Annotated in this window: 25 protein-coding genes; 19 read left to right on the top strand and 6 right to left on the bottom strand. The window is 62.4% G+C overall.

Annotated features, from left to right (window positions below):
- Window positions 1-5 precede the first annotated feature (5 nt).
- The 3 genes from BM357_RS03205 (at window position 6) to ribH (ending at window position 2,497) form a co-directional block, all read left to right on the top strand.
- Window positions 6-734 (top strand): riboflavin synthase, encoded by a 729-nt coding sequence (locus BM357_RS03205; RefSeq protein WP_074949554.1) that lies wholly within the window; start codon window positions 6-8, stop codon window positions 732-734.
- Window positions 735-814: 80 nt separating this feature from the next.
- Entirely contained in the window at window positions 815-2,011 is a 1,197-nt protein-coding gene (locus BM357_RS03200; RefSeq protein ID WP_074949552.1) for a bifunctional 3,4-dihydroxy-2-butanone-4-phosphate synthase/GTP cyclohydrolase II, read from the top strand.
- A 15-nt stretch (window positions 2,012-2,026) separates the two neighbouring features.
- Window positions 2,027-2,497, top strand: a complete 471-nt coding sequence (gene ribH, locus BM357_RS03195) for a 6,7-dimethyl-8-ribityllumazine synthase (RefSeq protein ID WP_029421528.1) — start codon at window positions 2,027-2,029, stop codon at window positions 2,495-2,497.
- A 215-nt stretch (window positions 2,498-2,712) separates the two neighbouring features.
- Here ribH and BM357_RS19680 read toward each other — a convergent pair whose 3' ends face one another.
- Both BM357_RS19680 and ileS read right to left on the bottom strand, forming a co-directional pair.
- Window positions 2,713-2,883: a hypothetical protein gene (locus tag BM357_RS19680; protein ID WP_175511425.1), complete on the bottom strand. Its 171-nt coding sequence runs from the start codon at window positions 2,881-2,883 to the stop codon at window positions 2,713-2,715.
- Window positions 2,884-3,110: 227 nt separating this feature from the next.
- Window positions 3,111-6,233: an isoleucine--tRNA ligase gene (gene ileS / locus BM357_RS03190; protein WP_074949550.1), complete on the bottom strand. Its 3,123-nt coding sequence runs from the start codon at window positions 6,231-6,233 to the stop codon at window positions 3,111-3,113.
- 637 nt (window positions 6,234-6,870) lie between these two features.
- Here ileS and BM357_RS03185 point away from each other — a divergent pair.
- From BM357_RS03185 to BM357_RS20435, 5 genes are all read left to right on the top strand, one after another.
- A complete protein-coding gene (locus tag BM357_RS03185) occupies window positions 6,871-8,166 on the top strand; it encodes an AAA family ATPase (RefSeq protein WP_074949548.1) in 1,296 nt (431 codons plus the stop codon).
- A complete protein-coding gene (locus BM357_RS20155; protein WP_074949732.1) occupies window positions 8,163-8,657 on the top strand; it encodes a hypothetical protein in 495 nt (164 codons plus the stop codon). Before BM357_RS03185 ends, BM357_RS20155 begins: the two co-directional genes overlap by 4 nt.
- 11 nt (window positions 8,658-8,668) lie before the next feature.
- Window positions 8,669-9,946 (top strand): MFS transporter, encoded by a 1,278-nt coding sequence (locus tag BM357_RS03175; protein WP_245783820.1) that lies wholly within the window; start codon window positions 8,669-8,671, stop codon window positions 9,944-9,946.
- Window positions 9,947-10,140: 194 nt separating this feature from the next.
- Entirely contained in the window at window positions 10,141-10,641 is a 501-nt protein-coding gene (locus tag BM357_RS19205; RefSeq protein ID WP_139234537.1) for a hypothetical protein, read from the top strand.
- Between the two features lie 410 nt (window positions 10,642-11,051).
- Window positions 11,052-13,853: a transglycosylase domain-containing protein gene (locus BM357_RS20435; RefSeq protein WP_281245558.1), complete on the top strand. Its 2,802-nt coding sequence runs from the start codon at window positions 11,052-11,054 to the stop codon at window positions 13,851-13,853.
- 46 nt (window positions 13,854-13,899) lie between these two features.
- Here BM357_RS20435 and BM357_RS03160 read toward each other — a convergent pair whose 3' ends face one another.
- A complete protein-coding gene (locus tag BM357_RS03160) occupies window positions 13,900-14,502 on the bottom strand; it encodes a helix-turn-helix domain-containing protein (RefSeq protein ID WP_074949543.1) in 603 nt (200 codons plus the stop codon).
- A gap of 11 nt (window positions 14,503-14,513) precedes the next feature.
- Window positions 14,514-14,915 carry a globin domain-containing protein gene (locus BM357_RS03155; protein ID WP_074949542.1) on the bottom strand — a complete coding sequence of 134 codons (402 nt, stop codon included), beginning with the start codon at window positions 14,913-14,915 and terminating at the stop codon, window positions 14,514-14,516.
- Window positions 14,916-15,036: 121 nt separating this feature from the next.
- Here BM357_RS03155 and BM357_RS03150 point away from each other — a divergent pair, with 121 nt between their 5' ends.
- Window positions 15,037-15,402 (top strand): YlbF family regulator, encoded by a 366-nt coding sequence (locus BM357_RS03150; protein ID WP_074949540.1) that lies wholly within the window; start codon window positions 15,037-15,039, stop codon window positions 15,400-15,402.
- Between the two features lie 70 nt (window positions 15,403-15,472).
- Here BM357_RS03150 and BM357_RS03145 read toward each other — a convergent pair whose 3' ends face one another.
- On the bottom strand, window positions 15,473-15,724 hold the full coding sequence (locus BM357_RS03145; RefSeq protein ID WP_074949538.1) for a DUF3243 domain-containing protein: 252 nt from the start codon (window positions 15,722-15,724) through the stop codon (window positions 15,473-15,475).
- A gap of 128 nt (window positions 15,725-15,852) precedes the next feature.
- Here BM357_RS03145 and BM357_RS03140 point away from each other — a divergent pair, with 128 nt between their 5' ends.
- The 10 genes from BM357_RS03140 to garD all read left to right on the top strand — a co-directional run bounded on the left by BM357_RS03140 (window position 15,853) and on the right by garD (window position 26,012).
- Entirely contained in the window at window positions 15,853-16,143 is a 291-nt protein-coding gene (locus BM357_RS03140) for a hypothetical protein (protein WP_074949728.1), read from the top strand.
- 223 nt (window positions 16,144-16,366) lie between these two features.
- Window positions 16,367-17,365 carry a phosphatase PAP2 family protein gene (locus BM357_RS03135; protein ID WP_074949536.1) on the top strand — a complete coding sequence of 333 codons (999 nt, stop codon included), beginning with the start codon at window positions 16,367-16,369 and terminating at the stop codon, window positions 17,363-17,365.
- Window positions 17,358-17,897, top strand: coding sequence for a signal peptidase I (gene lepB / locus BM357_RS03130; protein WP_074949534.1), 540 nt, complete (start codon window positions 17,358-17,360; stop codon window positions 17,895-17,897). Before BM357_RS03135 ends, lepB begins: the two co-directional genes overlap by 8 nt.
- Before the next feature lie 31 nt (window positions 17,898-17,928).
- Window positions 17,929-18,390, top strand: a complete 462-nt coding sequence (gene argR, locus BM357_RS03125) for an arginine repressor (protein ID WP_425426505.1) — start codon at window positions 17,929-17,931, stop codon at window positions 18,388-18,390.
- Between the two features lie 553 nt (window positions 18,391-18,943).
- Window positions 18,944-19,870, top strand: a complete 927-nt coding sequence (kdgD, locus tag BM357_RS03120; protein WP_074949725.1) for a 5-dehydro-4-deoxyglucarate dehydratase — start codon at window positions 18,944-18,946, stop codon at window positions 19,868-19,870.
- An 18-nt stretch (window positions 19,871-19,888) separates the two neighbouring features.
- Window positions 19,889-20,893 carry a mannonate dehydratase gene (locus tag BM357_RS03115; protein ID WP_074949532.1) on the top strand — a complete coding sequence of 335 codons (1,005 nt, stop codon included), beginning with the start codon at window positions 19,889-19,891 and terminating at the stop codon, window positions 20,891-20,893.
- 29 nt (window positions 20,894-20,922) lie between these two features.
- Window positions 20,923-22,254, top strand: a complete 1,332-nt coding sequence (locus BM357_RS03110; protein WP_074949530.1) for an MFS transporter — start codon at window positions 20,923-20,925, stop codon at window positions 22,252-22,254.
- Window positions 22,255-22,395: 141 nt separating this feature from the next.
- Window positions 22,396-23,697, top strand: a complete 1,302-nt coding sequence (locus BM357_RS03105) for an enolase C-terminal domain-like protein (protein WP_074949723.1) — start codon at window positions 22,396-22,398, stop codon at window positions 23,695-23,697.
- A 65-nt stretch (window positions 23,698-23,762) separates the two neighbouring features.
- Window positions 23,763-24,461, top strand: a complete 699-nt coding sequence (locus BM357_RS03100) for a FadR/GntR family transcriptional regulator (protein ID WP_074949528.1) — start codon at window positions 23,763-23,765, stop codon at window positions 24,459-24,461.
- A 21-nt stretch (window positions 24,462-24,482) separates the two neighbouring features.
- Window positions 24,483-26,012 (top strand): galactarate dehydratase, encoded by a 1,530-nt coding sequence (gene garD, locus BM357_RS03095; RefSeq protein WP_074949721.1) that lies wholly within the window; start codon window positions 24,483-24,485, stop codon window positions 26,010-26,012.
- 329 nt (window positions 26,013-26,341) lie between these two features.
- Here garD and BM357_RS03090 read toward each other — a convergent pair whose 3' ends face one another.
- Window positions 26,342-26,728, bottom strand: a complete 387-nt coding sequence (locus tag BM357_RS03090) for a hypothetical protein (RefSeq protein ID WP_074949526.1) — start codon at window positions 26,726-26,728, stop codon at window positions 26,342-26,344.
- Between the last annotated feature and the right edge of the window lie 2 nt (window positions 26,729-26,730).

Below are 26,730 nucleotides of genomic sequence, written 5' to 3'. Positions count from 1 at the left end.
TCCGGGTGTTCACCGGACTGGTGGAAGAGGTGGGCCAGGTGCGCCGCATCGAGCACCGGCAGCACAGCGCGCACATCCACATCGGCGCCCGGCGGGTTCTTGAGGGGGTGCGCATCGGCGACAGCATCTCGGTCAACGGCGCCTGCCTGACGGTGGTGGCGTTCTCCGCGGACGGGTTCACGGCGGACGCGGTGCCGGAGACCTTGCGCCGGACGAATCTGGGCCGGCTGGCGCCGGGCGACGCGGTCAACTTGGAGCGGGCACTGGCGCTGGGGGACCGCCTGGGCGGCCACCTGGTCTCAGGCCATGTGGACGGGGTCGGCGTGGTGCGGGCGAAGGCGCGCGATGGCATCGCGACGGTGTTGACCATCGCGGCGCCGCCCGAGGTGATGCGGTATGTGGTGGAAAAAGGGTCCATCTGTGTCGACGGGGTGAGCCTGACGGTGATGGACGTGACGGATGGCGCCTTCAGGGTGTCCATCATCCCGCACACGGGGGAGCGGACGACCCTGCTGCAGGCGGACGTGGGCCGCGAGGTCAACCTGGAGGCGGACCTGCTCGCCAAGTACGTGGAGGCCCTGCTGGAGCGCCGGGGTCTCGGCGCGGGGCCGGGCGGCGCCGCGCCGGCGGAGGCGGGCCGCGGAGGCGCGGGCCTCGAGAGGCCGGCGCATGGCGCGGGGCTGGGCGGCGGCGGCCTGAGCCTGGATGCCCTGCGGGCGAACGGATTTGCGTGACGGACCCGCGGACGGGTGGGCGCGTGATCGACCGACGGATAGGTCGCGGGCATGGACGGCGAGATACGGAAAAGAGGTCGATGAACGTGTTGGATCGCATTGAGGACGCCTTGGCGGACCTGCGCCAGGGGCGCATCGTGATTGTGGTGGACGACGAGGACCGCGAGAACGAGGGGGATTTCGTGGCCCTCGGGGTGCACGCGGACGCGTCGGTGGTCAACTTCATGATCACGCACGGGCGCGGGCTGCTGTGCGTGCCGCTGACGGAAGACCGGGCGGCGCGGCTCGGGTTTTCGGCGATGGTGGAACGCAACCAGGATTCGTACGGGACGGCCTTCACGGTCTCGGTCGATCACGCGGCCACCCACACCGGCATCTCGGCCTTCGAGCGGGCGCAGACCATCGCCGCGATTGTCCGCGACGACAGCCGCCCGGAGGATTTCCGCAAGCCGGGGCACGTGTTTCCACTCGTAGCGAAGTCGGGCGGCGTCCTGCGAAGGGCTGGCCACACGGAGGCGGCGGTCGATCTCGCGCGGCTGTGCGGGGCGCCGCCGGTCGGGGTGATCTGCGAAATCCTGAACGAGGACGGGACGATGGCGCGGCTGCCGCAATTGCACGAGATTGCGAAGCGGCACGGCCTCAAGCTCATCTCCATCGCGGACCTCATCGCCTACCGCAAGCGCTCGGAGAAGTTGGTGGAGCGGCAGGCGGAGGCGTTCTTGCCGACGGCGTACGGGGATTTTCGGGCGGTCATCTATTCCAACCGGATCGACGACAAGGAGCACATCGCGCTGGTCAAAGGGGAGATTGACGGCTCGCCGACGCTGGTGCGGGTGCACTCCGAGTGCCTGACGGGGGACGCGTTCGGATCGCTGCGGTGCGACTGCGGCCCGCAACTGCACGCGGCGCTGCGCCAGATCAGCGAGGCGGGCAAAGGGGTGCTGTTGTACCTGCGCCAGGAGGGCCGTGGCATTGGCCTGCTGAACAAGATCAAGGCCTACGCCCTGCAGGACCAGGGCGCGGACACGGTGGAGGCGAACCACAAGCTGGGGTTTCCGGCCGACCTGCGCGACTACGGCATCGGGGCGCAGATCCTGTATGATCTCGGCGTGCGCCAGATGCGCCTGTTGACCAACAACCCGCGCAAGGTCAAGGGCATCGAGGGACACGGGTTGACGGTCGTCGAGCGGGTGCCGCTGGAGGTGGACCGCAACCCGTACAACGAGCACTACCTGCAGACCAAAAAGATGAAGATGGGGCATCTGCTGCACCTGTGAGTGGAGGATGAGGACATGAGCGTGCGGTATCTCGAAGGACATCTGATTGGCCAAGGATTGAAGGTCGGCATCGTCGTCAGCCGGTTCAACGAGTTCATCACGTCGAAGCTGCTGTCGGGGGCCTTGGACGCGTTGAAGCGGCATGGCACGGCGGAGGAGGACGTCACGGTGGCCTGGGTGCCGGGGGCGTTCGAGATTCCGTTTGCGGCGCGCAAGATGGCGGAGTCGGGCCGGTATGACGCCGTGATTGCCCTGGGCGCCGTCATCCGCGGCGCGACGCCGCATTTCGACTACGTGTCGAGCGAGGTGGCCAAGGGCGTGGCCCATGTGGCCCTGCACTCCGGCACGCCGACCATCTTCGGCGTGCTGACGACCGACACCATCGAGCAGGCGGTGGAGCGCGCCGGCACCAAGGCGGGCAACAAGGGCTGGGAAGCGGCGGTCAGCGCCATTGAGATGGCGAACCTTGCCCGGCAGCTCGGCTGAATGGGGGATGAGCCCGCATCCCGCGATGGCCATCTTTCGCGCCAGGTGGGCGCGGGTGCCCGAACGCGTGATAGCTACCGAATCGGTGTTATCGTATCGGGCATCGGGACGGTAAAGCAGGTTTTGCTGTTACGTGGGGTCCCAGGCGGTGAGATGATCCCGTGTGTGCGGCACATGCAAGGGCCGCGGCGCATTGCCGCGGCCCTTGCCGTCTGTCAGCGATGATCGGACTGGCCCTCTTGCAGCGACTGAAGCGCGCTCGTCAAGAGCGGCAGCAGCATGATGACGAGGCCGACGAACTTCAGCCACGCGGGCTGCTTGACCAACACGACCATCAAGAATCCGATGACCAGTACGATGGCGTTGCCGATGAACTTCCCTGCCATGGCGAGTCTCCTTCCCCGGAGGTACAGTGTCGGATTCGTCTTCCATGTCCATATTATACCGCCCGCAGGGGCAATGAACCATCGGGTGGCGCGTCGGCCAGCCATCCTCCCTGCCACCACAGCGGCGAAGGACCGCGGAGGGCCGGCCCCGACAGCTCATGCCGAGCAGGCCGGCCCCGTGGCCTCAACCGCCCACGCTGTACGAGCCGGCCCCGGCGGCGCCTCCGTCACCCTTTCACCGTCAACGTCAACGGCTTGCCGTTGACGTCCCACTCCTTCGTCAGGTCGCCTTCCATCGGAGCGAACACGAACTCCCGCACCAACACCGTCTTGCGGATGTGGTCCTCGTTGCGGCGCAGGATGTCCATCACCTCGGCGTCGCCGACGGCGCTGAAGACGACGTGGTCGGTGACGTTGTAGTTCACTTCCTTGCGCATCATCTGCATCTTCGAGATGAGCTCGCGCACATACCCTTCCTCGACCAGCTCCGGCGTCAGTTCCGTGTTCAGGCCGGCAAACCCGCGCGGCGAGACCGTGACGAGGCCCGGGAAGTTGGCGTGGTAGCGCACCTCCGCGTGACCCTCCGCGCGCGAGATGACCTGGCCTTCCAGCACCACCTCGCCAGTCTTCTGGAACTGGCGAATCTGCTCCGGCGTCGCCTGTTTGGCCGCCTGGTTCAGGACTGGGACCAGCTTGCCGTAAGAGCGGCCGACCTCGCGCAGGTTCAGGTACAGCTCCGGCTTGGCGATCTCGCCGAGTTCCACGAACACCATCTGCTTGACGTTCAGCTCGTCCAGAATGACGTCCTGGAACTTCTCGAGCACCGCCCGCTTGGACGCCGGCACGAACAGGGCCGACAGCGGCTGGCGCGTCTTGATCTTGCTCTCGTTGCGCAGGTACCGGCCCGCCTCCACCACCGCCAGCACCTCGTCCATCTCCGCCAGGAGATCGCGATCAATCAACGCCTCATCCGCCGCCGGGAAATCGCACAGGTGTACGCTCACCGGCGCATCCGGGAAGGCGTCGCGCACCACGTTCTGGTACAGCTCCTCCGCGATGAACGGCGTCAGCGGCGCAATCAGCTTGCTGATGTCCGCCAGCACCTCGTAGAGGGTGAGGAACGCCGCCACCTTGTCCTGTTCCATCCCCGACGCCCAGAAGCGATCCCGGTTGCGCCGCACGTACCAGGTCGACAGGTCCGTCACCAGGTCTTGCAGCATGCGTGCGGCCGCCGTCGCGTCGTACCGGTCGTACGCCGCGTCCGCCCGCTGGATGGTATCGTGCAGCCGCGCCAGGATCCAGCGGTCCATCAGCGGCCGGTCCGCCACCGGCACCTGATGGCGGCTCGGGTTGAAGCCGTCGATCCCGGCGTACAGGGCGTAGAAGGCGTGCACGTTCTGCAGCAGATCGATGAACTTCGCCTTCGCTTCCGCCACCGCCTTGTGGTAGAAGCGCTGGGAGTTCCACGGCTGCGTGTTGGAAAGGAAGTAGAAGCGCAGCGCGTCCGCGCCGTGGAGGTCGAAGGCTTCGAACGGATCGATCACGTTGCCCTTCGACTTCGACATCTTCTTCCCGTTCTCGTCTACTACGTGGCCCAGCACGAGCACGTTCTTGTACGGCGCCTGGCCCGTGACGAGCGTCGAGATGGCCAGGAGGCTGTAGAACCAGCCCCGCGTCTGGTCGATGGCCTCGCAGATGTAGTCGGCCGGGTACAGGCGGCGGAAGGCCTCCTGGTTCTCAAACGGGTAGTGCAGTTGGGCGAACGGCATGCTGCCGGAGTCGAACCACACGTCAATCACTTCCGGCACGCGCGTCATGGTGCCGCCGCAGGAGCAGGTCCAGGTGATCTCGTCGATGTACGGCTTGTGCAACTCGGACGGCAGCCGGCCGGAGAGCTGCTCCAGCTCCGCCTTGGAGCCGACGCAGTGGGTTTGGCCGCAGTGATCGCACACCCAGATGGGCAGGGGCGTTCCCCAGTAGCGGCTGCGCGACAGGTTCCAGTCGACCACGTTCTCGAGGAAGTTGCCCATCCGCCCGCCGCGAATGTGTTCCGGCATCCAGTTGACGCCGTTGGAGTTGTCGATGAGCTGCTGTTTCACCGCGGTGGTGCGGATGAACCAGCTGTCGATGGCGTAGTAGATCAGCGGCGTGTCGCAGCGCCAGCAGTGCGGATAGGCGTGCTCGTGCTTGTGCTTGTCGTACACCAGGCCGCGCGCCGCCAGGTGTTTGACGATGTCGACGTTGAGATCCTCGTCCTTGACGAAGCGGCCGGCGAAATCCGTCACGGCGTCCGTGAAGCAGCCGGAGAGATCGACGAAGTTGACGAAGACCACGCTGTGCTCCTGACAGACGCGGTAGTCGTCCTCGCCGTGTGCCGGGGCCATGTGGACGACGCCGGTGCCCGACTCGTCGGTCACGTGGGTCGAGGTGACGATGATGTGCTTGCGCCCCTCCTGCGTGACGTACGGGAACAGCGGTTCGTACGGGAGGCCGGCGAGATCGGCTCCTTTTTTCGTGTCCAGGACGCGGTCGCCCTCACGCAAAAAGTGCGCCTTCAGCCCTGCGGTGACCCAGTAGTTCTCGTTGCGCTCGGCGGCGTGGATGAGCACATACTCCAGGTCCGGGTGCACGGCCAGCGCCACGTTGCTCGGCAGGGTCCACGGCGTTGTCGTCCAGGCGAGCACGTACGTGGGCACCCCGTCCACGTCCTGCTTGAGTCGGAACTTGGCGGTCACGGACAGGTCCTTGACGTCCTTGTATCCCTGGGCCACCTCGTGGCTGGACAGGGTGGTCTCGCAGTGCGGGCAGTACGGGCTGACGCGGTGCCCCTGGTAGAGCAGGCCTTTGTCGTAAATGGTCTTGAGCAGGTGCCAGACCGACTCGATGTAGTCGTCGGTCAGGGTCATATACGGGTGGTCCATGTCCACCCAGTAGCCGAGCCGCTCGGACATCTCGCGCCAGGTGGCCTCGTAGGTGAACACACTGTTGCGGCACTCTTGGATGAACCGCTCGATCCCGAACGCCTGAATCTGCTTCTTCCCGCTGATGCCGTGCTTTTTCTCGACCTCGATCTCCACTGGCAGACCGTGCGTGTCCCAGCCGGCCTTGCGCAGGACGTGGTAGCCTTTCATCACCCGGTAGCGCGGGTAGACGTCCTTCATCACGCGCGTCAGCACGTGCCCGGGGTGCGGCCGGCCGTTGGCCGTCGGCGGCCCTTCGTAGAAGACCCACTCGGGCCCTCCTTCGCGGATGCGTTCGCTCTCCTTGAACACGTCGTGCTGCTTCCAGAATTCCAGCACCCGCAACTCGCGGGCTTTGGCGGGTTCCTTGGCGTCGACCTTGCGTGGCATGGTGCATCCTCCTGTGCGTCGATATGGCAAATCAGGTATGACCAATAAAAAACCCGTCCCGCGAAGGGACGGGAGGGTTTCCCGCTGTACCACCCTACTTAGCGCCGTGTCCGCACGGTGCCACGGGGACCGTGACCTTACCGGCCGCGCGTCGCACTCGTCGCTGCGGGCCGGGCGGATCGCCGATGCAGCGGCGCTCCATCTGCCAGAACCCTGGCGCATGTGGCACGGACCGGAGTTGCGGCCGGTCCGGCCGTCGGCCGTGCATTCACCAGCCGGCGAATCGTCCGGGTTCTGCCCCGCGGATAACGGGCGGGTGCCGATCCGCCTTACTCCCACGCGTTGCCCGTTGCCGTGGTTTCAGCGGATGCCTCAGAGGGGATGTTCGTCTCCGGCCGCGTGCGGGGCTCCCACCGTGTCCCCGCTCTCTGGAACGCGGGATCGGGGACTACTCGTCCTCGTCCTCGGCGTGCTATGGCCGCGCGTCTCACGCGCGATGTGGTACCATCGAGTTTAGCAAAAATCGACATCGTTCTCAATAGCGGGCGCGGTTCCGGGCGCGGATCTGAATGGAGCCCGGGCGGGTCACGTGTTACAATATCCATACCATCGCAGGAGCCGGAGGAGTGAATGCCATTTGATTCGGTCACTTCATTTCCGGAATTTCAAGAGTTTTTACGATGCGGAGATAAAGCTTGAACCCCTGACCATTGTGATCGGCTCGAACGCAAGCGGCAAGAGCAACGCACTGGACGGGTTGCGAATCCTGTCCGAAAGCTCGACCGGAACGGACTTGGCCGTTGTGCTCGACGGATACAGAGGGAAGGAGTCGAGCGGTGTCCGGGGCGGCAGCAAATCCTGCCCCCGTTTCGGAAGCGATACATTCACCCTGGGTGCGACCGTCGACTCAGGCGAAGAGGGCAGATCGTTGTATTACGAACTATCTGTGACGGTAGGTGACAGGATATATGTACAGGCCGAGTCTCTGTCCGAAATTGTGCAGACCCGTAGGGGTAATTCACAAAAACGTATGTTGTACCAAACCGTTTCAGACAATCAATCTCCCGGCGACATCACGGTGGAATACAACAATCAGAAGCGCGGACCCAATCCGCAGTTTCAATGTTTGAAGTTTCAATCTGTCCTTAGCCAGGTTGCTAGCCGTTTGCCGAAAAAGACTGCAGCGGAGACGAGGATTCATGAAATGGCGGACAAGGTCATGGAACAGCTTCAAAGTGTTCTGTTCCTGGATCCGATTCCCCATGAGATGAGAGACTACGTTCCTCACACTAGTGTAGAATTGTCTCCTTCAGCCTGGAACATGTCGGCCGCCTTGGACAAGTTGATGCAGGAAGATCCGGCTCACAAGGTTCGCGTCGTGAACTTCCTGCGACAACTCCCCGATCAAGAGATCACGGATGTTGGTGTGGTTCGAACACCGCTGGGTGACGTCATGCTCCGGGTACAAGAAAGAGCGGGTCGCGACACTTATTGGATCGACGCAAGGGGACTATCAGACGGCACCCTTCGGTCACTTGCCATCGTGACGGCACTGCTATCCGAGCAACCGGGCTCGCTCGTGGTGATCGAGGAGGTGGATAACGGTGTTCATCCCAGCAGGGCGCGGGCCATTCTATCGTTGCTGGGTGAATTGTGTGGAGAGCGGGACATTCACCTACTGGTCACCACGCACAACCCTGCGTTGTTAAACGCTGTGACAGGGGAAGAGGCCGTTGGAGTGGTGGTGTGTTACCGGGATCGCACGGAAGGTGACAGCCGATTTGTGCCATTGGTGAATCTTGATGCGTATTTCCGGATTGCTGCCCATGAACGGATTGGAGATGCGATGGAGTCCGGAGAGATCACGCGTGCGGTTCTTGGGGAGGACACACAGGTCAATCGTGAAGCGTTGGAGTGGTTGAGATCACTATGACCAAGAGACGTGTCCAGAATGCCAAGAAGCGGACGGTTCGATATGTGGATACATCCATTGTCTTGAATATGTTGAACGTCCCCGGGCGCAATCAGGACCGGGATCACGTCCTTCGAGAGCTAGCGGAATCGCAAGGAGACACGTTCATTCTTCCACTCTCTTCTATCATTGAAACAGGTAATCATATTGCGCACCTCGCGGATGGTTTTCAACGGCGGCAGGCGGCCGAGCGTTTTACGGAATTGTTGAAGAAGATTGCGCGCGGTGAGTTCCCATGGACTATGGACAAGCTGTCGATGGACCGCAAGGATCTGGAGTTCTATGCTTCCCATTTCCCAGATTATGCCGTGAGAGGGGTGGGGATGGGGGATCTGTCGATCATTCGCGAGTTCACACGGTACGTGGAACGAATTGGGCCATCGGTGTCGGGCATCGTCGTCAAGATCTGGAGTTTGGATGCCCACCTGTCGGGTTACGTAGAGGAGCTGTGAATCGCTTGGGCGTGTTCCTGGATACCACTCCGTTGCGCGACTCTCCGGCATTCCGGCGGCTCTGGCTCGGCCAGGGCCTGTCCCTGCTCGGCGGTTACATGACCACGTTCGCCGTCACCCTGCAGTTGTACGACCTGACGCACAGCTCCCTGGCGGTGGGGGCGGCCGGGCTGTGCAGCGCACTGCCGGCGATGGCGTTCGTGCTCTTGGGCGGCAGCATCGGGGACGCGGTGGATCGGCGCGTCCTGGTGCTGTTCGCCACCAGCGGGCAGATGGGCGTCTCCATCCTGTTCGCCCTGCAGGCGTTCGCCGGGCTACGCCTCCCGGCGTTGCTGTACGGGCTGCTCATCCTGCAATCCCTCCTCACGGCCATCAATGCGCCGGCCCGGCGCACTTTCTTGCCGCGGCTGTTGCCGAAGGACCAGATCCGGGCAGGCAACACGTTGAACATGGTGGTGATGCGCTTTGCCGAGATGGCCGGGCCTGCGATGGCGGGCGTGATTGCGTCCGTTTGGGGCTTGAAGGCGTGTTACACCCTTGATGCCATCAGTTTCACCGCGGCGCTGTACGGCGTCGGGCGCCTGCCGGCGATGCCGCCCGAGGGCGGGCCGTCCCGCCCGACCTTGCGCGCCGCCGCCGAAGGGCTCCGTTTTCTCATTCAGCAGCCGGTGTTGATGGGGGCGTTTTTGGCCGACCTGAGCGTCACCCTGCTCGGGGTGTCGACGGCGCTGCTGCCGGCGCTCAACGCCGCGCGCTTTGGCGGGAACCCGCAGACGCTCGGTCTGCTCATGGGCGCCACGGGTGTCGGGGGACTCGCCGGCTCCATCTTCTCGGGACCGCTGCGGCGGGTGTCGCGGGAGGGATTGGCCGTCCTGGCCGTCGGCGCGTTGTGGGGCGGTTGCATCGCACTGCTCGGCGGGAGCGGCGCGCTGTGGCTGGCCCTCGCCTGCCTGTTTGTCGCCGGGGCGGCGGATACGATGCTGGTGGTGCTGCGCACGACCATCGTCCAGGTGAACACCCCCGATGCGTACCGGGGGCGTGTCAGCGGGATCGACTACCTGGTCGGGGCGGCCGGGCCGCAGCTCGGCAATCTTCGGGCGGGCCTGATGGGGACGGTGCTCCCCGTGGGGGTGGCGCTCGTCATCGGCGGACTGTTCAGCGTGGCGGCGGTGGGGGTGGTCGGGCTGGTCCTCCCTGCCTTCCGGCAGTACCGGGCCGCGCAGGCGGGTGTCGGGCCGCATGGCGGGGCGGGTGGCGCAAACGTCCCGCAGGAGGCCACTCCGCCCTGATGAGATGCTCGGTTCTGGGCCTCGCTGTCGGGCGCCGGCGGGATCGGCGGGAAGCTGGGCGGGGCGTACGCGGCACCGGCCGTGCGTGAAACGCAAAACTTGTGTTATCGAGGAGGGCGCCGTACCGTTATACGTCCAGGCCCGCATAGACTGGGGCAACCTGCGCACACCTTGCACGTGAGGAGGTCTGCCCCGTGAACCGCGCGCACACGAACGCACCGATCTCTGCGATCCCGTCGCCCGCCCCTGCACCTGCGGCCTCGGCTTCCCCGACGGTGCCCTCCCCGCAGGTTACTCCGCTCAGTCCGTCTCCGCAGGTGACCCAGCCTCACCCGTCGCCTCAGGCCAACCCAGTCCCTCAGTCGGCCCCATCCCCGCCATCGTCGGCCTTGCAAGACCGCCTGGTGACGTCGGCCCGCGACGCCATCGACGACGTCCTGCAGCGGGTGGGGGGCGTGGAGCGCAGGGTGCTGGGCGAATTCTCGCGTTTCCTGTGGCCTCGCCTGGAGCGGGCCATCCGCGGGACCGGCGACGCACAGTTGCGGGACGAGTTGTTGCGGTGGCGGCAGCGGATCGACGAGGTGCTCCAGGACGGGACGACACACCCCAACGCCGCCCCCGCAGGACGGCGATCGAGACAGCGCCGTTCTGCGAGACGGGCGACCCGTCGCCGTACAGCGGGGTCGATCCGGTGACCGTCTGCCGGTCCTCGGGCTAAGCCGGGTTCCTTGCCACGCGTCGCCCCGGCCTGCCCGGGGATACGGCCTGCCCGGCTGCACGCTCCGCCCGGTTGCGCGGTCCAACCGCGTGCCCGCCCCACCGAACCCCCTCCCGGTCCTCTCACCGCTCTTATCTCACTCCAGCCCGCACCCGCCCGCCGCGCCTACGGCCTGCGCCTCCTCTGCCCGGCGAATTGTCGGCAAACTGTCGCCGAACGGCCCTACCACTCCCTAGAGGATACGCGTAGTATTGTGAATAGGCTGGGTGGACCCCAGCTCGACGCGTGTATGGCCCAACCACAAGAATGTGCCGGCGCGACCCGCCGAGGTGGCTACACCCGGCAGGCGCCACCGGCAGACGGGAAGAGGGGATGGCCTTGGCGTTTGTGACGAATGGACAATCCTTCGGCCGAGACGGCCGTTCCTACCGCGGTATCTCCGGGCGCTCGGGGATCTCCGGGCGATCCGCCACCGGCCGCAGCTCTGGCCGCCAAGCCGGCCGCACGGCCCGCGCTTCGAGCCGGCCCTCGGGCGGCAGGATGACGGGCAGCAGGACCCCGGGCGGGCGGCCTCCCGGCGGACGCCCGCCGGGGGGCACCGGGCGAATCTTCGCGCGCCTCTTCGCGTGGCTGATCGCTGCCGTCGTCGCCTTCACCGTCGGCTTCTTCGCGTTGGTGGAGCTGTATCCGTTTGACGCCAGCAAGCTGACCGAGCATCACGAGCCGACGGTCGTGTACGACAAGAACGGCCAGCAGTACATGACCATCGCGGGCCAGGGCGCATATGACCTCACGTACGACCAACTGCCGAAAGACCTGGTCAACGCCGTCGTGGCGACGGAGGACCACAACTTCTGGGACTCGTCGAGCATCGACTTCAAGGGTATCCTGCGCGCCGCGTTCATCGATCTCTGGACGCAGAGCTATGCCCAGGGCGCCAGCACCATCCAGGAGCAGTTGGCGAAGATCGTGTACCTGAACGACAAGAAGACGCTGTCGCGCAAGTTCAGCCAGATTGTGCTCGGGGTGCAGATCAACCGCCACTTCACCAAGCAGGAGATCCTGGCGATGTACCTCAACCGTTCCTTCTTCGGCGAGAACGCCGTCGGGGTCGGGCAGGCCGCGTACCGCTACTTCGGCGTCGATCTGCGCAAACAGCAGAATCTCACCCTCAGCCAGGCCGCCCTGCTGGCCGGCTTGCTGCAGGCGCCGAGCGCGTACGATCCGATTCAGCATCCGGACGCCGCCATCAAGCGGCGCAACCAGGTGCTCGACAACATGGTCAAGTACGGGTACATCACGGAGGCCGAGGCCAACGCCGCCAAGGCCCAGACCATCCGGGACATGGGCGTGGCCTTTCACAACGTGCCGGACGACGCGTGGGACAACCACCCGCTCTTTACCAATTTTCTGTTCCACTACGCGGAACAGGCGGGCATTCCGCAGGAGGAGCTGTTGCAGGGCGGCCTGAAGGTGTACACCACCGTCGATCCGAAGGTGCAGAAGGCCATCGACACCGTCTTCTGGAGCACCAACTACAACGGCGACTTTCCGGGGCCGACCAGCGGCACGGTGGCGCAGGGCGCGGCCATCTTCATCGATCCGAAGACTGGAGGGGTGCTCGGGGCGGCGGGATCGAGGAAGCAAGGATTCGTGCCGCTCGGGATGGACCGGGCCCTGCAGGCGTACCGGTCGCCCGGGTCGTCCATCAAGCCGTTGGTGGTGTACGGGCCGGCGATTGAGAGCGGCAAATTCGGCCCGGACAGCGTGCTCAACAACCAGCCGCACGACTTCGGCGGGGGGTACGCGCCGCGCAACGACAACCAGAACGCCCCGGCCCAGGTCACGTTGCGCTATGCGCTGGCGACGTCGCAGAACGTGGCCGCGGTGTGGACGCTGCAGCAGATCGGCATTCAGACGGGCGCAGACTTCGCGGCGAACGCGGGCATCCCCATCACCGACGGGGACCGGCAGCACCTGAACATCGCCCTCGGCGGCCTGGAGAAGGGCGTGTCCCCGTTCATCATGGCGCAGGCGTACAGCGCCTTCGCCAACCAGGGCATCGAGCCGCAGGCACACCTGATTGACAAGGTGGTCAACGACGCAGGGGATACGCTGTACACCTTCGAGCCGGCAGCCAAGCGGGTGATGTCTGCGCACACCGCCGCGGTGATGACGGACCTGCTGCAGGGCGTGGTCCAGTACGGCACCGGAACGGCGGCACAGGTACCCGGTTGGGGGGTCGCCGGAAAGACCGGTACCGTCCAGTACGACGCAACACAGTCGGGAGAGCATCAGAACTGGATCAACGCCGGTTGGTTCGACGGCTACACGCCGACGATGGTGGGCTCCATCTACCTCGGCTACGACGTGCCGAGCCCGGAGCACCACCTGACCGACATTCCGCACTCGCCGTCGTACAACGCGGCCAAGATCTTCGGCGATATCGTGAAGCTCGCCACACAGGGGATGCCGCCGCAGCAGTTCGGGCAGACATCGGACACCCAGCCACAGAGCACCCAGGCGGTGTACGGCCTGAACGCGACCTGGGACCCGGTCGCCCAGGCGGTGCAAGTCACGTGGAAGACCGACCTGTCCGGCCGCGTGGTGTTCCAGATCAGCCGCCAGGACAACGGGCCCGCGGCCACGTCCGGCAGCCCGGACGTCATCGGCCAGACGACACAGCCTTTCTACGAGGACGCAGCGGTCCAGCCGGGCGAGTCGTACACCTACACCGTGCAGGCGCTGGATCTGACGACGCAGCAGCCGGTGGGATCGCCGGTGTCCATCACGGTGACCCTCGACACCGCTTCCGGTGCGGGACCCGGGTCGACGGGCGGGACGCCTGCTGACGGCGCGAACACCAGCGGGGGCACGGGTGGCTTCGGCAACGGGACCGATACGGGCCCGGGCAACACGCCGACCGGGGACACCGGTGGCACCGCGCCGCCTGGCGAGGGCGGCACCTCCGGGGCACCCGGATCGGGTTCCGGTTCGGGCACGACGGGCCCCGGATCCGGAACGCCGGGCTCCGGCGGCACGTCCGGTTCCGGTTCCGGGACAGGAACCGGCGGGGAGGGAACAGGGACCGGCGGAACCGTCGGGGCCGGCGGATCGACCGGGACCGGAGGTTCCGGTACGGGGCCGGGCGGCGGACCGGCCGGCGGTGCGGGGAACGGCACCGGGTGACTCCAGACCGGGACGGAACGACGAGCGCGATGGGTCGTGGCGGAGATCAGGGCTGCAGTTCGTGGATGAGGCGCCAGGTCTTGTGGATCTGCTGGCGGCGCCGCTCGTCGGCCGCCAGGTAGGCCTCGATGAAGGCGCGCGCCTGCGGGTTCAATCGCAGAAACAGGATCAGGCGCGCCTCGAAGCGGTCGAGCGGGATGGCTGGATACGATGGGCTTGGCTGGCCGGCGGGGCCCTCCTGGGATGGCGAGTCGTGAGCCGGCTCGGCCGGGTCCTGCGCTGATTTCTCCTGGCGCTGCTCGTCGGCCGACTCCGGTCCATCCCCCGCCGCATCGGGGCCGAGGCCTGCCCCGGCCGCGCCGGCGTTCTGCTCGCCTGCATATGCGGTACCCGCCGGCACTGGACCGGCGGACGCGGGGCCGTCGTGCACGGGCCGGGCCTCCTCCGCGTCTGCCGGGCCGGGCTTGAGCTGGTCCGGCGGCACGCCGAGGGCAGCGGCCAGCTTGTCCAAATGCTCCGGATCCGGGGTTCGCCGGCCGGTTTCATACATGGCGATGGTGCTTGCGCTCACGCCAGCGGCCGACGCCAGTTGCGCCTGGGTCAGGCCGCGCGCCCGGCGCAGGTGCGCGATGCGCGATCCAGTGGACATACCATCCCTCCTCAGGGAGCGGCCGGATGCTCGTCTTCCTCCGAATTGACCATGTGTATGGCCGTGCGCGTCAGGCGCTCCATCATGACATCGTACAGCGGGCCTTGAATGCCCACTTCTTGCAGCGATTCGCCCATGCGGCGCAGCCAGGCGCGGGCGTGCCGGCGGGTGATGCGCACCTTGAGATGGCGGGCGCGCAGCATCGGGGCGCCATACGCTTGCGAGAAAAGAGGCGGTCCGCCGAAAAACTGGGTCAGAAACAGATGCTGCTTGTGGCGGACCTCCGACAAGTCTTCGGGGAACAAGGGGGCGAGGTCCTCGTCCTGCGGGACCTTGCTGTAAAACACCTCGACCAGCCGGCGGATGGTCTCATCCCCGCCCGCCCAGTCGTACAGCGTTCGAACGTCAGCCATACCAAATCCTCCTCAATCCCTCATTATACCGGTTTTCAGACGGACATCGGCAAACGGAGGCTGACGGTTTGATATACTGAAGTCCAGATAAAACGAGCCGGATGATTCGGGAGGTGGGGCGATGAATCCTTACGACACGGCGAACGCGCTGTTGAAGGACATCCGGTCCACGCCGGAGTTTCAGCGACTGAAAGAGGTGCACGACCGCATCGCTGCCGATGAGGCCACCCTGCGCATGCTCCAGGACTTTCGCGCGCGCGAATGGGAGATGCAGGCCCAGGCGATGGAGGGGAAGACGCCGTCGGAAGAGGAGCGCCGCCGGTTCGAGCAATTGGGCCAGGTGGTGTCGCTCAATCGGGACATCGCCGAGTACCTGGCACTGGAACGTCACGTGATGGCGGTGCTGATGGACATCTATCAACTGTTGGGCAAAGGCCTCGAAGATGGCCTGTTCCCGCACCCGATGATGAAAGACGACAGGGGTTAGCCAGTGGCCAACCCCTGTGGCACAAAGCCGGCCATCCGCGAAACGCGCCGGCATGTCCGCGCAAGACCGCTCAGTGCGCCCGATCCGCCATTTTGACCATGATGGAAGCCAACGTGTGTTGTTCGTCCTCGTTGCTGGCGTCCCACATCTGTTTCAACAGGCGCTCCTGCGGGTTTTTCGGGTCGACCTTTTCGGCCAAGAACGAACCCATCCGGTGCGCGACCTCGGTGATCTTGTCGTTGGATACGCCCATCGCCTGGGCCTTGTCCACCTGTTCGCCCAGGAACTCTTGCCACCGTTCCCAGTTCTCCAAAACGCTCATGCGTTTCCCTCCTCACGAAAGTTGGCCTCCGGTCACTAAGGTGCCGCAGCGGGGATGGGGATATACATAGGTATGGCCAGCCGTGGCCGGGCATAGCATGTACAGGGATGCACTGGGGAGGGATGATCGTGAAACGGAAAATGAAAGAGGTCCCGTACACGAAACACCGGGCGATGGTGTACAGTTGCGCGCTGGTGGGGTTGGCCGTGTATGCGTTGCCGCGCCTGCCGGCGTTGCGGCCGGGGCTCGGCGGCACCTTCACGGTGCTGTGGATCCTCGTCACCGCGCTCGTCCTGTCGGCCAACCTGTACTTCTTGGTCGGCGCGGACAAGGAACGCAGCCGCATGCTGGAGGAGATGGAGATCTTGCCCGCTCCGGACGAACCTGCCCGGCAGGGCCTCCGCCGCAGCCTGGGCTGAGGCGGAGTGCGTTTTTCACTTCGCTCCGCCATTCGATCCGCCATCTTCCCGCCGCACGATGCGCCACGCGAAGAGGGCGCACAGGGCGATGGTGACCACCGGATTGAGCGCGCCGTTGAGGAACTCCACCGTTTTGGCCTCCTTTCCACTCGTCATGGTATCATGGACATGAGCCGGGTCGTCAGGGCTCGGCCCGGTTCGCACGACCCGATGGGAGGGAGCCATGGATTCGTTCCGACAGGCGCTCTCGCGCCTTGAACCGTTCGAATGGCTGGGCCTGGCCGCGACCGGTGCCGCCCTGTGGATATTTTTCGCCTTCGCCCATCGCCTCGATGAGGCGTCCGGCATCCCTGGCTATCACTGGCGGGTCGTGGGGATCATCGCCGGCATCTACGGGCGGTTCATCCCCGTTGCCCTCTTGTTTGGATTGCTGGTGTTCGCCGGTGCCGTGCGGTGGATGCGCGACCGTCGCCGGGCGGGATGGCACCGTTTTGGTTTCGCCGTCCGCGTGTTTCTTTCCTACTGTGCCTTGTTGCTGGTGTTTCGTGTGGTAAACTTTTACGTACCGGTGATTCACTCCGGCCTGCGCGACCCGGCGATTCAGCGCATGGACGCCACCCTGTTCGGACGGCAGGTCGCCGACTGGCTCGAGCCCTTGGTGCGGCCGTGGTTGACCCACCTGCTGACCGGGGCGTACATCTCCTGGTTCTGGCTGTTGTTTTTCACCATCCTCCTGTTGGTGTGGCGCAGCCGGGAGGCGGCTTCCGAGTATCTGCTGGCGTCGCTGCTGGCGTTTTACTCCGGGTACGCCTGCTATCTGCTGGTCCCGGTCATCGGGCCGGGATACACCCTGCATTTTTCAATCCCGGTGGGGGACATCGCGCCTGTCTTCACCCTCGACCGGTTTGCCATCCCCCGGGATTGTTTCCCGAGCCTGCACACGGCGTTGACCGTCGTCATGTTCATGTACGTGTGGCGCCACTGCAGGATCTGGTGCCTCTTGTACGCGCCGCTCGGGGTGTCGATTGTATTCGCGACGCTGTACCTCCGTTTCCATTACGGGATGGACGACGTCGCAGGGGCAGCACTCGGGGTGGCGGTCTCGTACATCGCCCCCGCGCTGCAGACGCTGTGGGTGCACCGGGTGCATAACGGTGCGCGGCCGGCCGGTGTGCCGGTATCCTGGATGCAAGTCAATGAGGCGAGGTGGAGACATGGCTGAAACACAGGCCAAACGCTCGGTCTGGAAAGAATTGTGGGACTGGGTGTGGCCGATCGCGCTCGGGGTGCTCATCGCCCTCGGCATCCGGCACTGGGTGGTGGATCTCAACCGTGTCCCCAGCTCGTCCATGCGTCCGACCATCATGGACCCATGCCTGATCCTCACCAATCACTTGGCGACGGAATTCGGACAGCCCTACCGCGGCGAGGTGGTGGTGTTCCACTTCCCCGACGATCCGTCGAAGATCTTCGTGAAACGCATCATCGGCATGCCGGGCGATACCGTGACCATCCACGACGGAAAGGTGTTCGTGAACAATCAACCGTTGAAGGAACCGTATCTGGACCAGCCGACGAGCGGCAATTGGGGACCGTACCATGTCCCGGACGGGGAATACTTCATGCTGGGCGACAACCGGACCGTCTCGGAGGACAGCCGGTACTGGCAGAACACCTACGTGCCGAGGTCGTACATCATCGGGAAGGCTGAATTCGTGCTCTGGCCGCTCGGCGCGGCGCATCGCATTCAGTGACACTGGCCTGGCCGGCCATGGAGGGATCTTGGTGACCGCAGGGATTTCACTGAAAGAAAAGCGGCACATGAAGATCAAGGAGATCGTCAGCCAAAACGAGATCGAAACGCAGGAGGAGCTCGTCCAGGCCCTGGAGGAAGCCGGGTTCACCGTCACGCAGGCGACCATCTCGCGCGACATCAAGGAGCTGCAGCTCATCAAGGTGGTCGGGGCCAACGGGCGCTACAAGTACGCCATCCCCATCACCGCCAGCGTAGCTTCGCTCGACACCCTGCGCCGCCGGCTGACGGAGGTGTTCGTCTCGCTGGCCCGGGCGGGCAACCTGCTCGTGCTCAAGGTTCTGCCGGGCAACGCCCACTCCGTCGCCAGTCTGATTGACGGGCTGGAAGTCGAGGGGCTCCTCGGCACCATCGCGGGGGACGACACGTTGCTGCTGATCGCGGCAGACGAGCCGGCGGCGAAGGAGATTGAACGCCTGCTGTCGGGCGGTTGAGCGGCAGGCGTGCGTGGTGGAGGTGCGGACGCGGGAGGTTGGCGCGAGTGTGGGCGGGTGGCCCCGGCTGGCTGGGGCCCGGGGGCCCCGGCGGGATCGACAGCGTGGACGGCGATGGGCCAAATTCTGCGGCCAATGATTCGGGGATAGGCCGCATGGTTCGGGCTATCTGGCCCTTGGATGGCGGTTAGTTTCAGAAGGAAAGAGGGTGCGGCCGTCCGTTATACGGAGTGATGAAAGGGTACTGTTGGAATATCAGGCGTGCGGTTGTACATCATGGCAGTCGATCGCGCGGGCTTTACTGATCAGATGCTCCTCTCATTCCCCATTCATGCATCTTGGAATCCTGCCCCTTCATTTCATCGAGTCCAATGGCGCAGCATGGCCGATAGGTGTCCCATTGACTGGAATCCTGTGATTGAATTGGCGGAAGGTTACTTCGCTCATATTGTGCAGACAAGAATATTGTATTACAATATGACAAGAAACATATGCTCATAGTGGTTGGCAGATTCTCGCTTGATGGAAATGCTCAAAGGAGAGGACCGGAGTGATAGAAAAGCGACGTGCATTTCCGCAGGGCATTCACGGCTTTCCCGTCGCCCCCTTTGATGCCACGGGGAAATTGGACATCGACGCTTTGGCATCCAACATCCAGTTTCTGATTGACCATCGATTAAAATCGATTTTTATCGCCTGCGGCTCTGGTGAGTTTCACGCGTTGAGCCGGGACGAGTACCGGGTCATGTTGGAAACTGCTGTATCGGTTGCTGCAGGAAGGGTTCCCGTTTATGCCGGAGTAGGGGGAAATATCTCCCATGCACTTGAGCTGACTGCAATTGCCGAACAGGTCGGGGTGGATGGTTACCTTATTCTTCCTCCCTATCTTGTTCAGGCCGAACAACCTGGGCTGGCCCATTATTATCGAACGATAGCGGAAAGTACGGATTTGAACGCAATCATTTACCAGAGGGATAATGCCATTTTTACACTCAATACCGTATGTGAACTGGCGAAGATTCCGCAGATTGTCGGGTTCAAAGACGGGTACGGAAATATGGAACTAAATATTGAGTTTACCAAGGTCGTTGGGGATCGGTTTGAGTGGTTCAACGGGATGCCGTTCGCGGAGGTCACGATGCCCTTCTATTATGCCATTGGCTACCGTTCTTACTCATCTGCCCTGTCAAACTATTTACCACATATATCTAGGTTGTTCTATCAATCTTTGTCGACAGGGAACCAAAACTTGTTGGATGAACTTTACCGGGAGGTGATCTTGCCGATCCACAGAATTCGGAAGCAACGCAAAGGGTATGCGGTGGCGCTCATTAAGGCGGGCATGGAGATTGTGGGCCTGCCGGTGGGGCGGAGTGTGCGAGCACCGTTAACGTCCGTGGAGGAGGAGCATTACCGGGAATTGGCTCGCATCATTGAACATGCGATGACGAAGTATCCCAGGGACAGCATCTTCGACTGATTTGAGGTGACGCATGCCATGAAAGTATCCATCACTTGTTACAGCACGGATTTGCCCGATAAGGATCTGAGGCAACTGAGTCAATTGGGTGTCGATTGCATTGATTTTGGGGATGGCTCCGCATTTCCGGGGGTAAAGGAACAGGGGTATCCGGATCTAGATGCTCTGCTGCGGTTGAAACGCCGGATCCGCTCCTTCGGGATGGACATCAACCGTGTGACCTTGCCGGACTTGTCTCTCGGCTATATGCAGAATGAACCAGAGTCTGAGCGCGAGCTCGAAAACTCGGTGATGGCTCTAAAGGTCTTTGGGGAAGCGGGCATACCGATTGCCAGGCAACGTTTTGCGGGGGATACCCATCCGCAGCGCGTTGTACAATACCGCGCCGTTCAACGCGGCGGCATGATTGCGAGAGGGGAGATGATCGCGCAAGAGGCCTCCGCCGAGTTGTTGTTGGAGGAATACTGGAAATATTGGGAACGTTTCTGTCGGGCCTATGCTCAGTTGGTACCGGAGGCAGAGGACCACGGTGTGTTGCTTGGCATCCACCCATCCGACGTCCCCTTGCCCGGAACGTTATTCGGGGGTCTGGGATACCGCCGGGTGATCGATGCCTTCCCCAGCAAGCATGTGGGGTATGTGTATTGCGTAGGCACCCGTGCGGAGGAAGGCGGAAGCGCTCTTGTTTTCGACGAGATTCGTAACTTTGGACGGAAAGGGAAGATATTCCTCGTCCACTTTCGGAATATTAGGGGTAGCCTGCCCACCGCGAAAGCGTTTGAGGAAGCCCTCTTGGATGACGGCGATCTAAACATGTTCAAGGTTCTGCTCGAGCTGCGCAAGGTGGGATTTGACGGTTGTCTCAATCCGGACCACGTTCCGATTCTTGAGGGCGTAGAATATCACACCCGTCCTGGTTGGCCAAACACGTGTGTTCACTGGAGTTACGGAAATATCGGATACGCATACTCGGTCGGTTATATCAAGGCCTTGCTTCTGGCGATGACGGAGATCGGGATCTGACCCGCATCTCAGCGATAGGAGGTATGCAAATGGGAGCCGCGGTGCGCGAGATCCAGAAGAGGACGAATGTCCGTTATGTGATCTTAACGATTCTGTTCATTGTAACCGCTGTCAACTACATTGACCGTTCCATTATCAGTTTGGCCGTGCCCACATTAAAAAAGGAACTCGTCATTGACTCGGTTTTGATGGGGGTCATTCTGTCTGGGTTCAGCTGGGCCTATGTGGTGATGCAAATCCCGGGCGGGTGGTTGTTGGACAGGTTCGGTACCCGCAGGGTTTACGGGGTCGGATTGCTGGTGTGGTCGGTGTGCACTTTGCTCCAAGGGTTTGCCACCAGCTTTCTCGTGTTGCTCATTCTGCGTGTCTTGCTGGGCCTCGCGGAAGCGCCATCATTTCCAGGCAACAGCCGTCTGACGACCATGTGGTTCCCTCAACAAGAACGTGGACGCGCCGTGATGATCTATAACTCGGCCCAATATTTTGGATTGGCGCTGTTCACACCCGTGATGGCTTGGATTCTCACAAAGTTCGGTTGGCACTCGATGTTCAGTGTCGCCGGGATTGCGGGTATCGTGCTGGCCGTGATTTGGTTCATCTTCGTTCGAGATCCACAGGATCACCCGCGAGTGAATCAAGCGGAGATTGATCATATCGTGGAAGGCGGCGGCCTGGCCAATGTTCAAGGGCAGGAAAAGGTGACATGGGCGCACGTGCGGTTCCTGTTGACTAATCGACAGATGATCGGCATCTATATCGCGCAATTCGCGCTGAATACAATCGTCTACTTCTTTTTAACCTGGTTCCCGACTTATCTGGTACAAACACGTCATATGTCCATCCTGAAGGCCGGATTTATGACGTCCATTACGTACTTGGCCGCATTCGTGGGTGGAATTGTGGGTGGTTATATCTCCGACCTGCTGCTGAAAAGCGGAAAATCCCTCGGTGTTGCGCGCAAAACCCCGATCATCATCGGCTTTCTGCTGTCCAGCGTCATCGTTCTGGCAAACTTCGTCAACTCTACGATCGCAGTCGTGTTGATTATGGCGACGTCAGTGTTTGCCAAAGGTATGGCGGGGTTGACCTGGAGCTTGGTGGGTGACATGGCTCCGAAGAAACTCATCGGCTTTAGCGGGGGTCTGTTTAACACCGCCGGGAACCTCGCCGGGATCGTCATCCCGTTGTTGGTCGGGTATATCCTGAACACGACGCACTCTTTCAACGGGGTGTTTATCTTCATCGCGGTGGTCGTCATTGTCGCCGCGCTGTGTTACCTGTTCGTCGTGCGTCCTGTGGAACGATTGGAAGTTCCCGAAGAGTCGCCTCTCGGTTCGAATCCTGTGCACGTGGGGAGCTGACAAGCGTCCCCTCACATCCTTACAGTACCCTACTTGACATCAAGTTAAATTCTACACGATTGGGTGGGGATAAGGTTGTTGGAACGGACGGACTTTCATGAAGTCGACACACACAAGGAACGGACACCCGTCATCACACTCATGAACGTGATCCCGGTGGCGGGCTATGACAGCATGCTCCTGAATTTAAGCGGTGCGCATGGTCCGTTCTTTACACGTAATCTTGTCCTTTTAAAGGATTCCGCTGGACACACTGGCGTTGGAGAAGTTCCCGGTGGGGAGCACATCCGACAGACATTGGAGGACGCAAAACCACTGGTCATCGGTCAGTCTGTCGGAAAGTATCTTGAGGTTTTGAAGGAAATCCAGCGTCGTTTTGGCCATCGTGACTCCGCGGGACGCGGGCTACAGACGTTTGATCAACGCGCCACCATCCACGCCATGACCGCGGTCGAGGCGGCGATGCTCGACTTATTGGGGCAGTATCTGGAGGTTCCGGTCGCGTCGCTGTTGGGCGAGGGCAAACAACGTGATCAGGTCGAGGTCTTGGGATACCTGTTTTACGTCGGCGATCGCAACAAGACGGATCTACCTTATCTGAGCGAACAGGACGCACAAGACGAATGGTTCCGTTTGCGACGTGAACCCGCTCTGACGGCGGAGGACATTGTCCGCCTGGCGGAAGCGGCGGCGGCGCGATACGGGTTCCGTCACTTCAAGTTGAAAGGGGGCGTGTTTGAAGGTCATCGTGAGATGGAAGCAATCGAGTCGCTCGCCAGGCGCTTTCCCCATGCGCGTATTACGCTGGACCCGAACGGTGCCTGGTCCTTGCAGGAAGCGATTGAACTCTGCCGCAACCGGCACGATATTTTGGCCTACGTGGAGGACCCGTGTGGTGCCGAAGACGGATACTCAGCGCGGGAAATGATGGCCGAATTCAAACGTGCCACGGGGTTGCCCACAGCCACGAACATGGTGGCGACCGACTGGCGGCAACTCGGCCACGCCGTGCAATTGAGTGCAATTGACATTCCGCTCGCGGATCCGCACTTCTGGACCATGCAGGGTTCTGTGCGTGTCGCGCAGCTGTGTCAGGCGTGGCGGTTGACTTGGGGATCGCATTCGAATAATCACTTTGACGTTTCGTTGGCAATGTTTACCCACGTGGCCGCAGCGGCCCCCGGCTCCATCACGGCGATCGACACGCACTGGATTTGGCAGGACGGGCAGCGCTTGACCAAGGAGCCGCTGCAGATTGTGAACGGATTTGTGACTGTCCCCGATCGGCCGGGACTGGGCATCGAGATGGATATGCAACAGGTTGAAAAAGCGCACCAGTTGTACAGGAAAGCGGGACTTGGTTCAAGGGATGACTCAGTGGCCATGCAGTATCTCATTCCGAACTGGCGTTTTGACCCCAAGAGACCCGCTCTCGTGCGGTAACTTGTAACCGGTCGGGATTTGTCTTACATTAAAACCGAATATCGCGACCGGAATGAGGGATCTCATTGGGGGACGCTGCTGATATTGTGGTCAAGTCCGTTCACCGACGCACCCTATCCAGGCAAGTGGTGGATCGCATCATTCAGCTGCTGAGCAGCGGCCAGTTGAAACCGGGTGACAAATTGCCGACCGAGATGGAACTGATGGAGAAGCTGGAGGTCAGCCGTCCGGTGCTCCGAGAGGCTTTGAGTGCGCTCGAGACACTCGGCATTATCACCCGCAGACCTCGTGGAGGCACCTATTTTAACGACAAGATTGGTAGTCACCCTTTCTCGGTGATGTTGGCGTTGTCTGTTGACAATCTTCCGGCGCTCGTGGAGGCGCGCATGGCCCTCGAGTTGGGGTTGATTACCATTGCCGCGGAGAAGATCAGTGATGAAGAGTTGAATCGATTGAAGGAGACGATTCAAAAGATCGCGGACAGCAAAGACAACAACTATGGAGAGTATGACCGGGAGTTCCATCGGATCATTGCGCAGAGCGCTGACAATCCCGTTGTGCAGGGAATGATTGATTCGCTGTTGATCGCGCATGCAAAAACGGACAGCTTGATCCGGATTCGCGAACGGGAGCGCACGGTACAGCACCACGAGGCGATTTACGAGGCGTTGTGCAAGCACGACCCGTACGAGTCCTTCCGGCAGATGTACCGACATCTCAATTTCGTTCGTCAAAAGCTGCTTCAGCAGCCTCGTTCCGACTAGAGGGAGTGTACCTCAGTGACAATCCGCGTTCCATCAGCAATAGATGAACCCAGATATATTCAGGTGCATCCGAGCGACAACGTCGCCATTGTCGTCAATACGGGTGGATTGCCGGAGGGAACGGTGTTCCCCTCCGGGTTGCGGTTGCTCAGCCACGTACCTCAAGGGCATAAGGTGGCTTTGACCGACATCGAAGAGCATGAGCCGATTGTCCGCTACGGTGAGATCATTGGATACGCAACGCGTTCGCTTCCACGGGGCAGCTGGGTTGACGTATCCGCGGTGAGGACACCGATGCCTCCCGAGCTGGATGAGTTACCGTTGGCCACGCGTGTGCCCGAACCAATGCCTCCGTTGGAGGGGTACACGTTCGAAGGATACAGGAACCCGGACGGGCGTGTCGGCACCCGGAATCTCTTGGGGATCATCACAAGTGTGCAATGCGTCACGGGGGTCTTGGAGTACGCCGTCCGACGGATTCGACAGGAACTGTTGCCAAAGTACCCGAATGTGGACGACGTGGTGGCGATCACCCATGCGTACGGATGCGGTGTCGCCATCGATGCGCCAGATGCCATCATTCCCATACGGACGCTTGCGAACCTCGCGACTCACCCAAATTTCGGCGGAGAGATCATGACAGTTGGTCTGGGGTGCGAGAAACTGTTGCCCGAACGGGTGACACCCGGCGTTCCATCCAATATCGTGTCGCTTCAGGATCACAAGGGTTTTTCAGGCATGATAGAGCAGATCATGAACATGGCCGAAGAACGGCTGACGCGCCTCAATCGCAGACGCCGTGTGGCCTGTCCAGCGTCGGGGTTGGTGGTCGGACTCCAGTGCGGGGGAAGTGACGCATTTTCGGGTGTCACGGCGAATCCTGCGGTGGGCTACGCGGCCGACCTGTTGGTACGTGCCGGAGCGACCGTGCTCTTTTCCGAGGTCACGGAGGTACGGGACGCGGTCCACTTGCTCACGCCGCGGGTGGCGAATGTGGAAGTCGGACGAAAGTTGATTCGAGAAATGAAATGGTATGACGAGTATCTGCGCCAAGGCGGTGCCGACCGCAGTGCAAATCCATCGCCCGGGAACAAACGGGGCGGACTGGTGAACGTCGTGGAGAAGTCGCTCGGATCGATTGCGAAGTCGGGAACGACGGCTATCGTGGACGTGCTTGCGCCAGGGGAAAAAGCGACGCGAAGCGGACTCATCTTCGCGGCCACTCCGGCGAGCGATTTCGTCTGTGGCACACTGCAGTTGGCAGCCGGCATGAATGTGCACGTATTCACCACCGGCAGGGGTACACCGTACGGTTTGGCGATGGCCCCAGTCGTGAAGGTCTCTACGCGCACCGCGTTGGCCGATCACTGGAGCGATTTGATTGATGTGAATGCGGGGACCATCGCCACGGGCGAACGATCCATAGAGGACGTCGGGTGGGAGATTTTCAACTTCATTTTGGAAGTCGCGAGTGGGAAGAGGCGGACATGGGCGGAGCGATGGGGCTTGCAGAATGACTTGTGCCTGTTCAATCCCGCACCGTTGACGTGAGATCGCGCGAGCATGACGTATATCGTCGAGGGACACATGACGCAGACCCGCGACTGGATCGGCGGCGAGTGGATCACGCCAAAGGGAAACGGCCGGAAGACAAAGAGGCCAGCCCGCCCCATTGGGGAGGGGCTGGCCTGTCTACATCCATTTCACGCGTTGGGGTCCTTCATCCTTCACTGCGCACATCACAGGGCCGGCCGCATTTCGGCAGCTCCACAATGGACGCCAACGATCCGCTGTCATCCGGCAGTTCCACGATGGATGCCATCGATCCGCTGCCGGGCTCGCCCCTGCGCGCGATGCGGGCAGGGGCGGCCGGCGTGGGATCACCACGTCCGGATGTCACCGTCGTCCAGGCAGCCGGGGCGGATGAGCCCTTTGAGGAAGTTGGCGCTGACGGGCAGCGTGATGAGGTGCGCCAACCAGTGGGATTTCTCCGCCTCCGGAATGCGGTGAACCAGCGACTCCACCGGGATGTGCAGGATGCTGTCTCCTTCACCGCTGATGCCGAAATCCAGGCTCCAGCCGCCGGGTTTGCTGATGCGCCCTGAGGTGTTCGTGCGGATGATGCGGTATCCGCCGGCCTCGCGGTACTTGTTCAAGACCGCGGCGTCGAAGAAGACCTGCGCCTTCTCCGGTTTCTCCCCGGATGCGACCTGCGCGTACAACTGCGCTGCGATGGGGAGGTCCGAGACGCGTGCGTAATTTGGCATAC

It is taken from the genome of Paenalicyclobacillus macrosporangiidus (assembly GCF_900116805.1).
Classification (GTDB): Bacteria; Bacillota; Bacilli; order Alicyclobacillales; family Alicyclobacillaceae; genus Alicyclobacillus_H; species Alicyclobacillus_H macrosporangiidus.
Note: the sequence above shows the minus strand (reverse complement) of the source record. Positions and strands in the feature narration are given on the sequence as shown.

Coding starts and splice junctions, on each gene's coding strand:
- BM357_RS19680 (WP_175511425.1), bottom strand. CDS start 2,883: ATGGCAGGGAAGTTCATCGGCAACGCCATCGTACTGGTCATCGGATTC.
- BM357_RS03090 (WP_074949526.1), bottom strand. CDS start 26,728: ATGCCAAATTACGCACGCGTCTCGGACCTCCCCATCGCAGCGCAGTTG.
- BM357_RS03105 (WP_074949723.1), top strand. CDS start 22,396: ATGAACGTGATCCCGGTGGCGGGCTATGACAGCATGCTCCTGAATTTA.
- ribH (WP_029421528.1), top strand. CDS start 2,027: ATGAGCGTGCGGTATCTCGAAGGACATCTGATTGGCCAAGGATTGAAG.
- BM357_RS03160 (WP_074949543.1), bottom strand. CDS start 14,502: ATGTCCACTGGATCGCGCATCGCGCACCTGCGCCGGGCGCGCGGCCTG.
- BM357_RS03150 (WP_074949540.1), top strand. CDS start 15,037: ATGAATCCTTACGACACGGCGAACGCGCTGTTGAAGGACATCCGGTCC.
- BM357_RS03115 (WP_074949532.1), top strand. CDS start 19,889: ATGAAAGTATCCATCACTTGTTACAGCACGGATTTGCCCGATAAGGAT.
- BM357_RS03145 (WP_074949538.1), bottom strand. CDS start 15,724: ATGAGCGTTTTGGAGAACTGGGAACGGTGGCAAGAGTTCCTGGGCGAA.
- BM357_RS03155 (WP_074949542.1), bottom strand. CDS start 14,915: ATGGCTGACGTTCGAACGCTGTACGACTGGGCGGGCGGGGATGAGACC.
- ileS (WP_074949550.1), bottom strand. CDS start 6,233: ATGCCACGCAAGGTCGACGCCAAGGAACCCGCCAAAGCCCGCGAGTTG.
- BM357_RS03110 (WP_074949530.1), top strand. CDS start 20,923: ATGGGAGCCGCGGTGCGCGAGATCCAGAAGAGGACGAATGTCCGTTAT.
- lepB (WP_074949534.1), top strand. CDS start 17,358: ATGGCTGAAACACAGGCCAAACGCTCGGTCTGGAAAGAATTGTGGGAC.
- BM357_RS03135 (WP_074949536.1), top strand. CDS start 16,367: ATGGATTCGTTCCGACAGGCGCTCTCGCGCCTTGAACCGTTCGAATGG.
- BM357_RS03200 (WP_074949552.1), top strand. CDS start 815: ATGAACGTGTTGGATCGCATTGAGGACGCCTTGGCGGACCTGCGCCAG.
- BM357_RS20155 (WP_074949732.1), top strand. CDS start 8,163: ATGACCAAGAGACGTGTCCAGAATGCCAAGAAGCGGACGGTTCGATAT.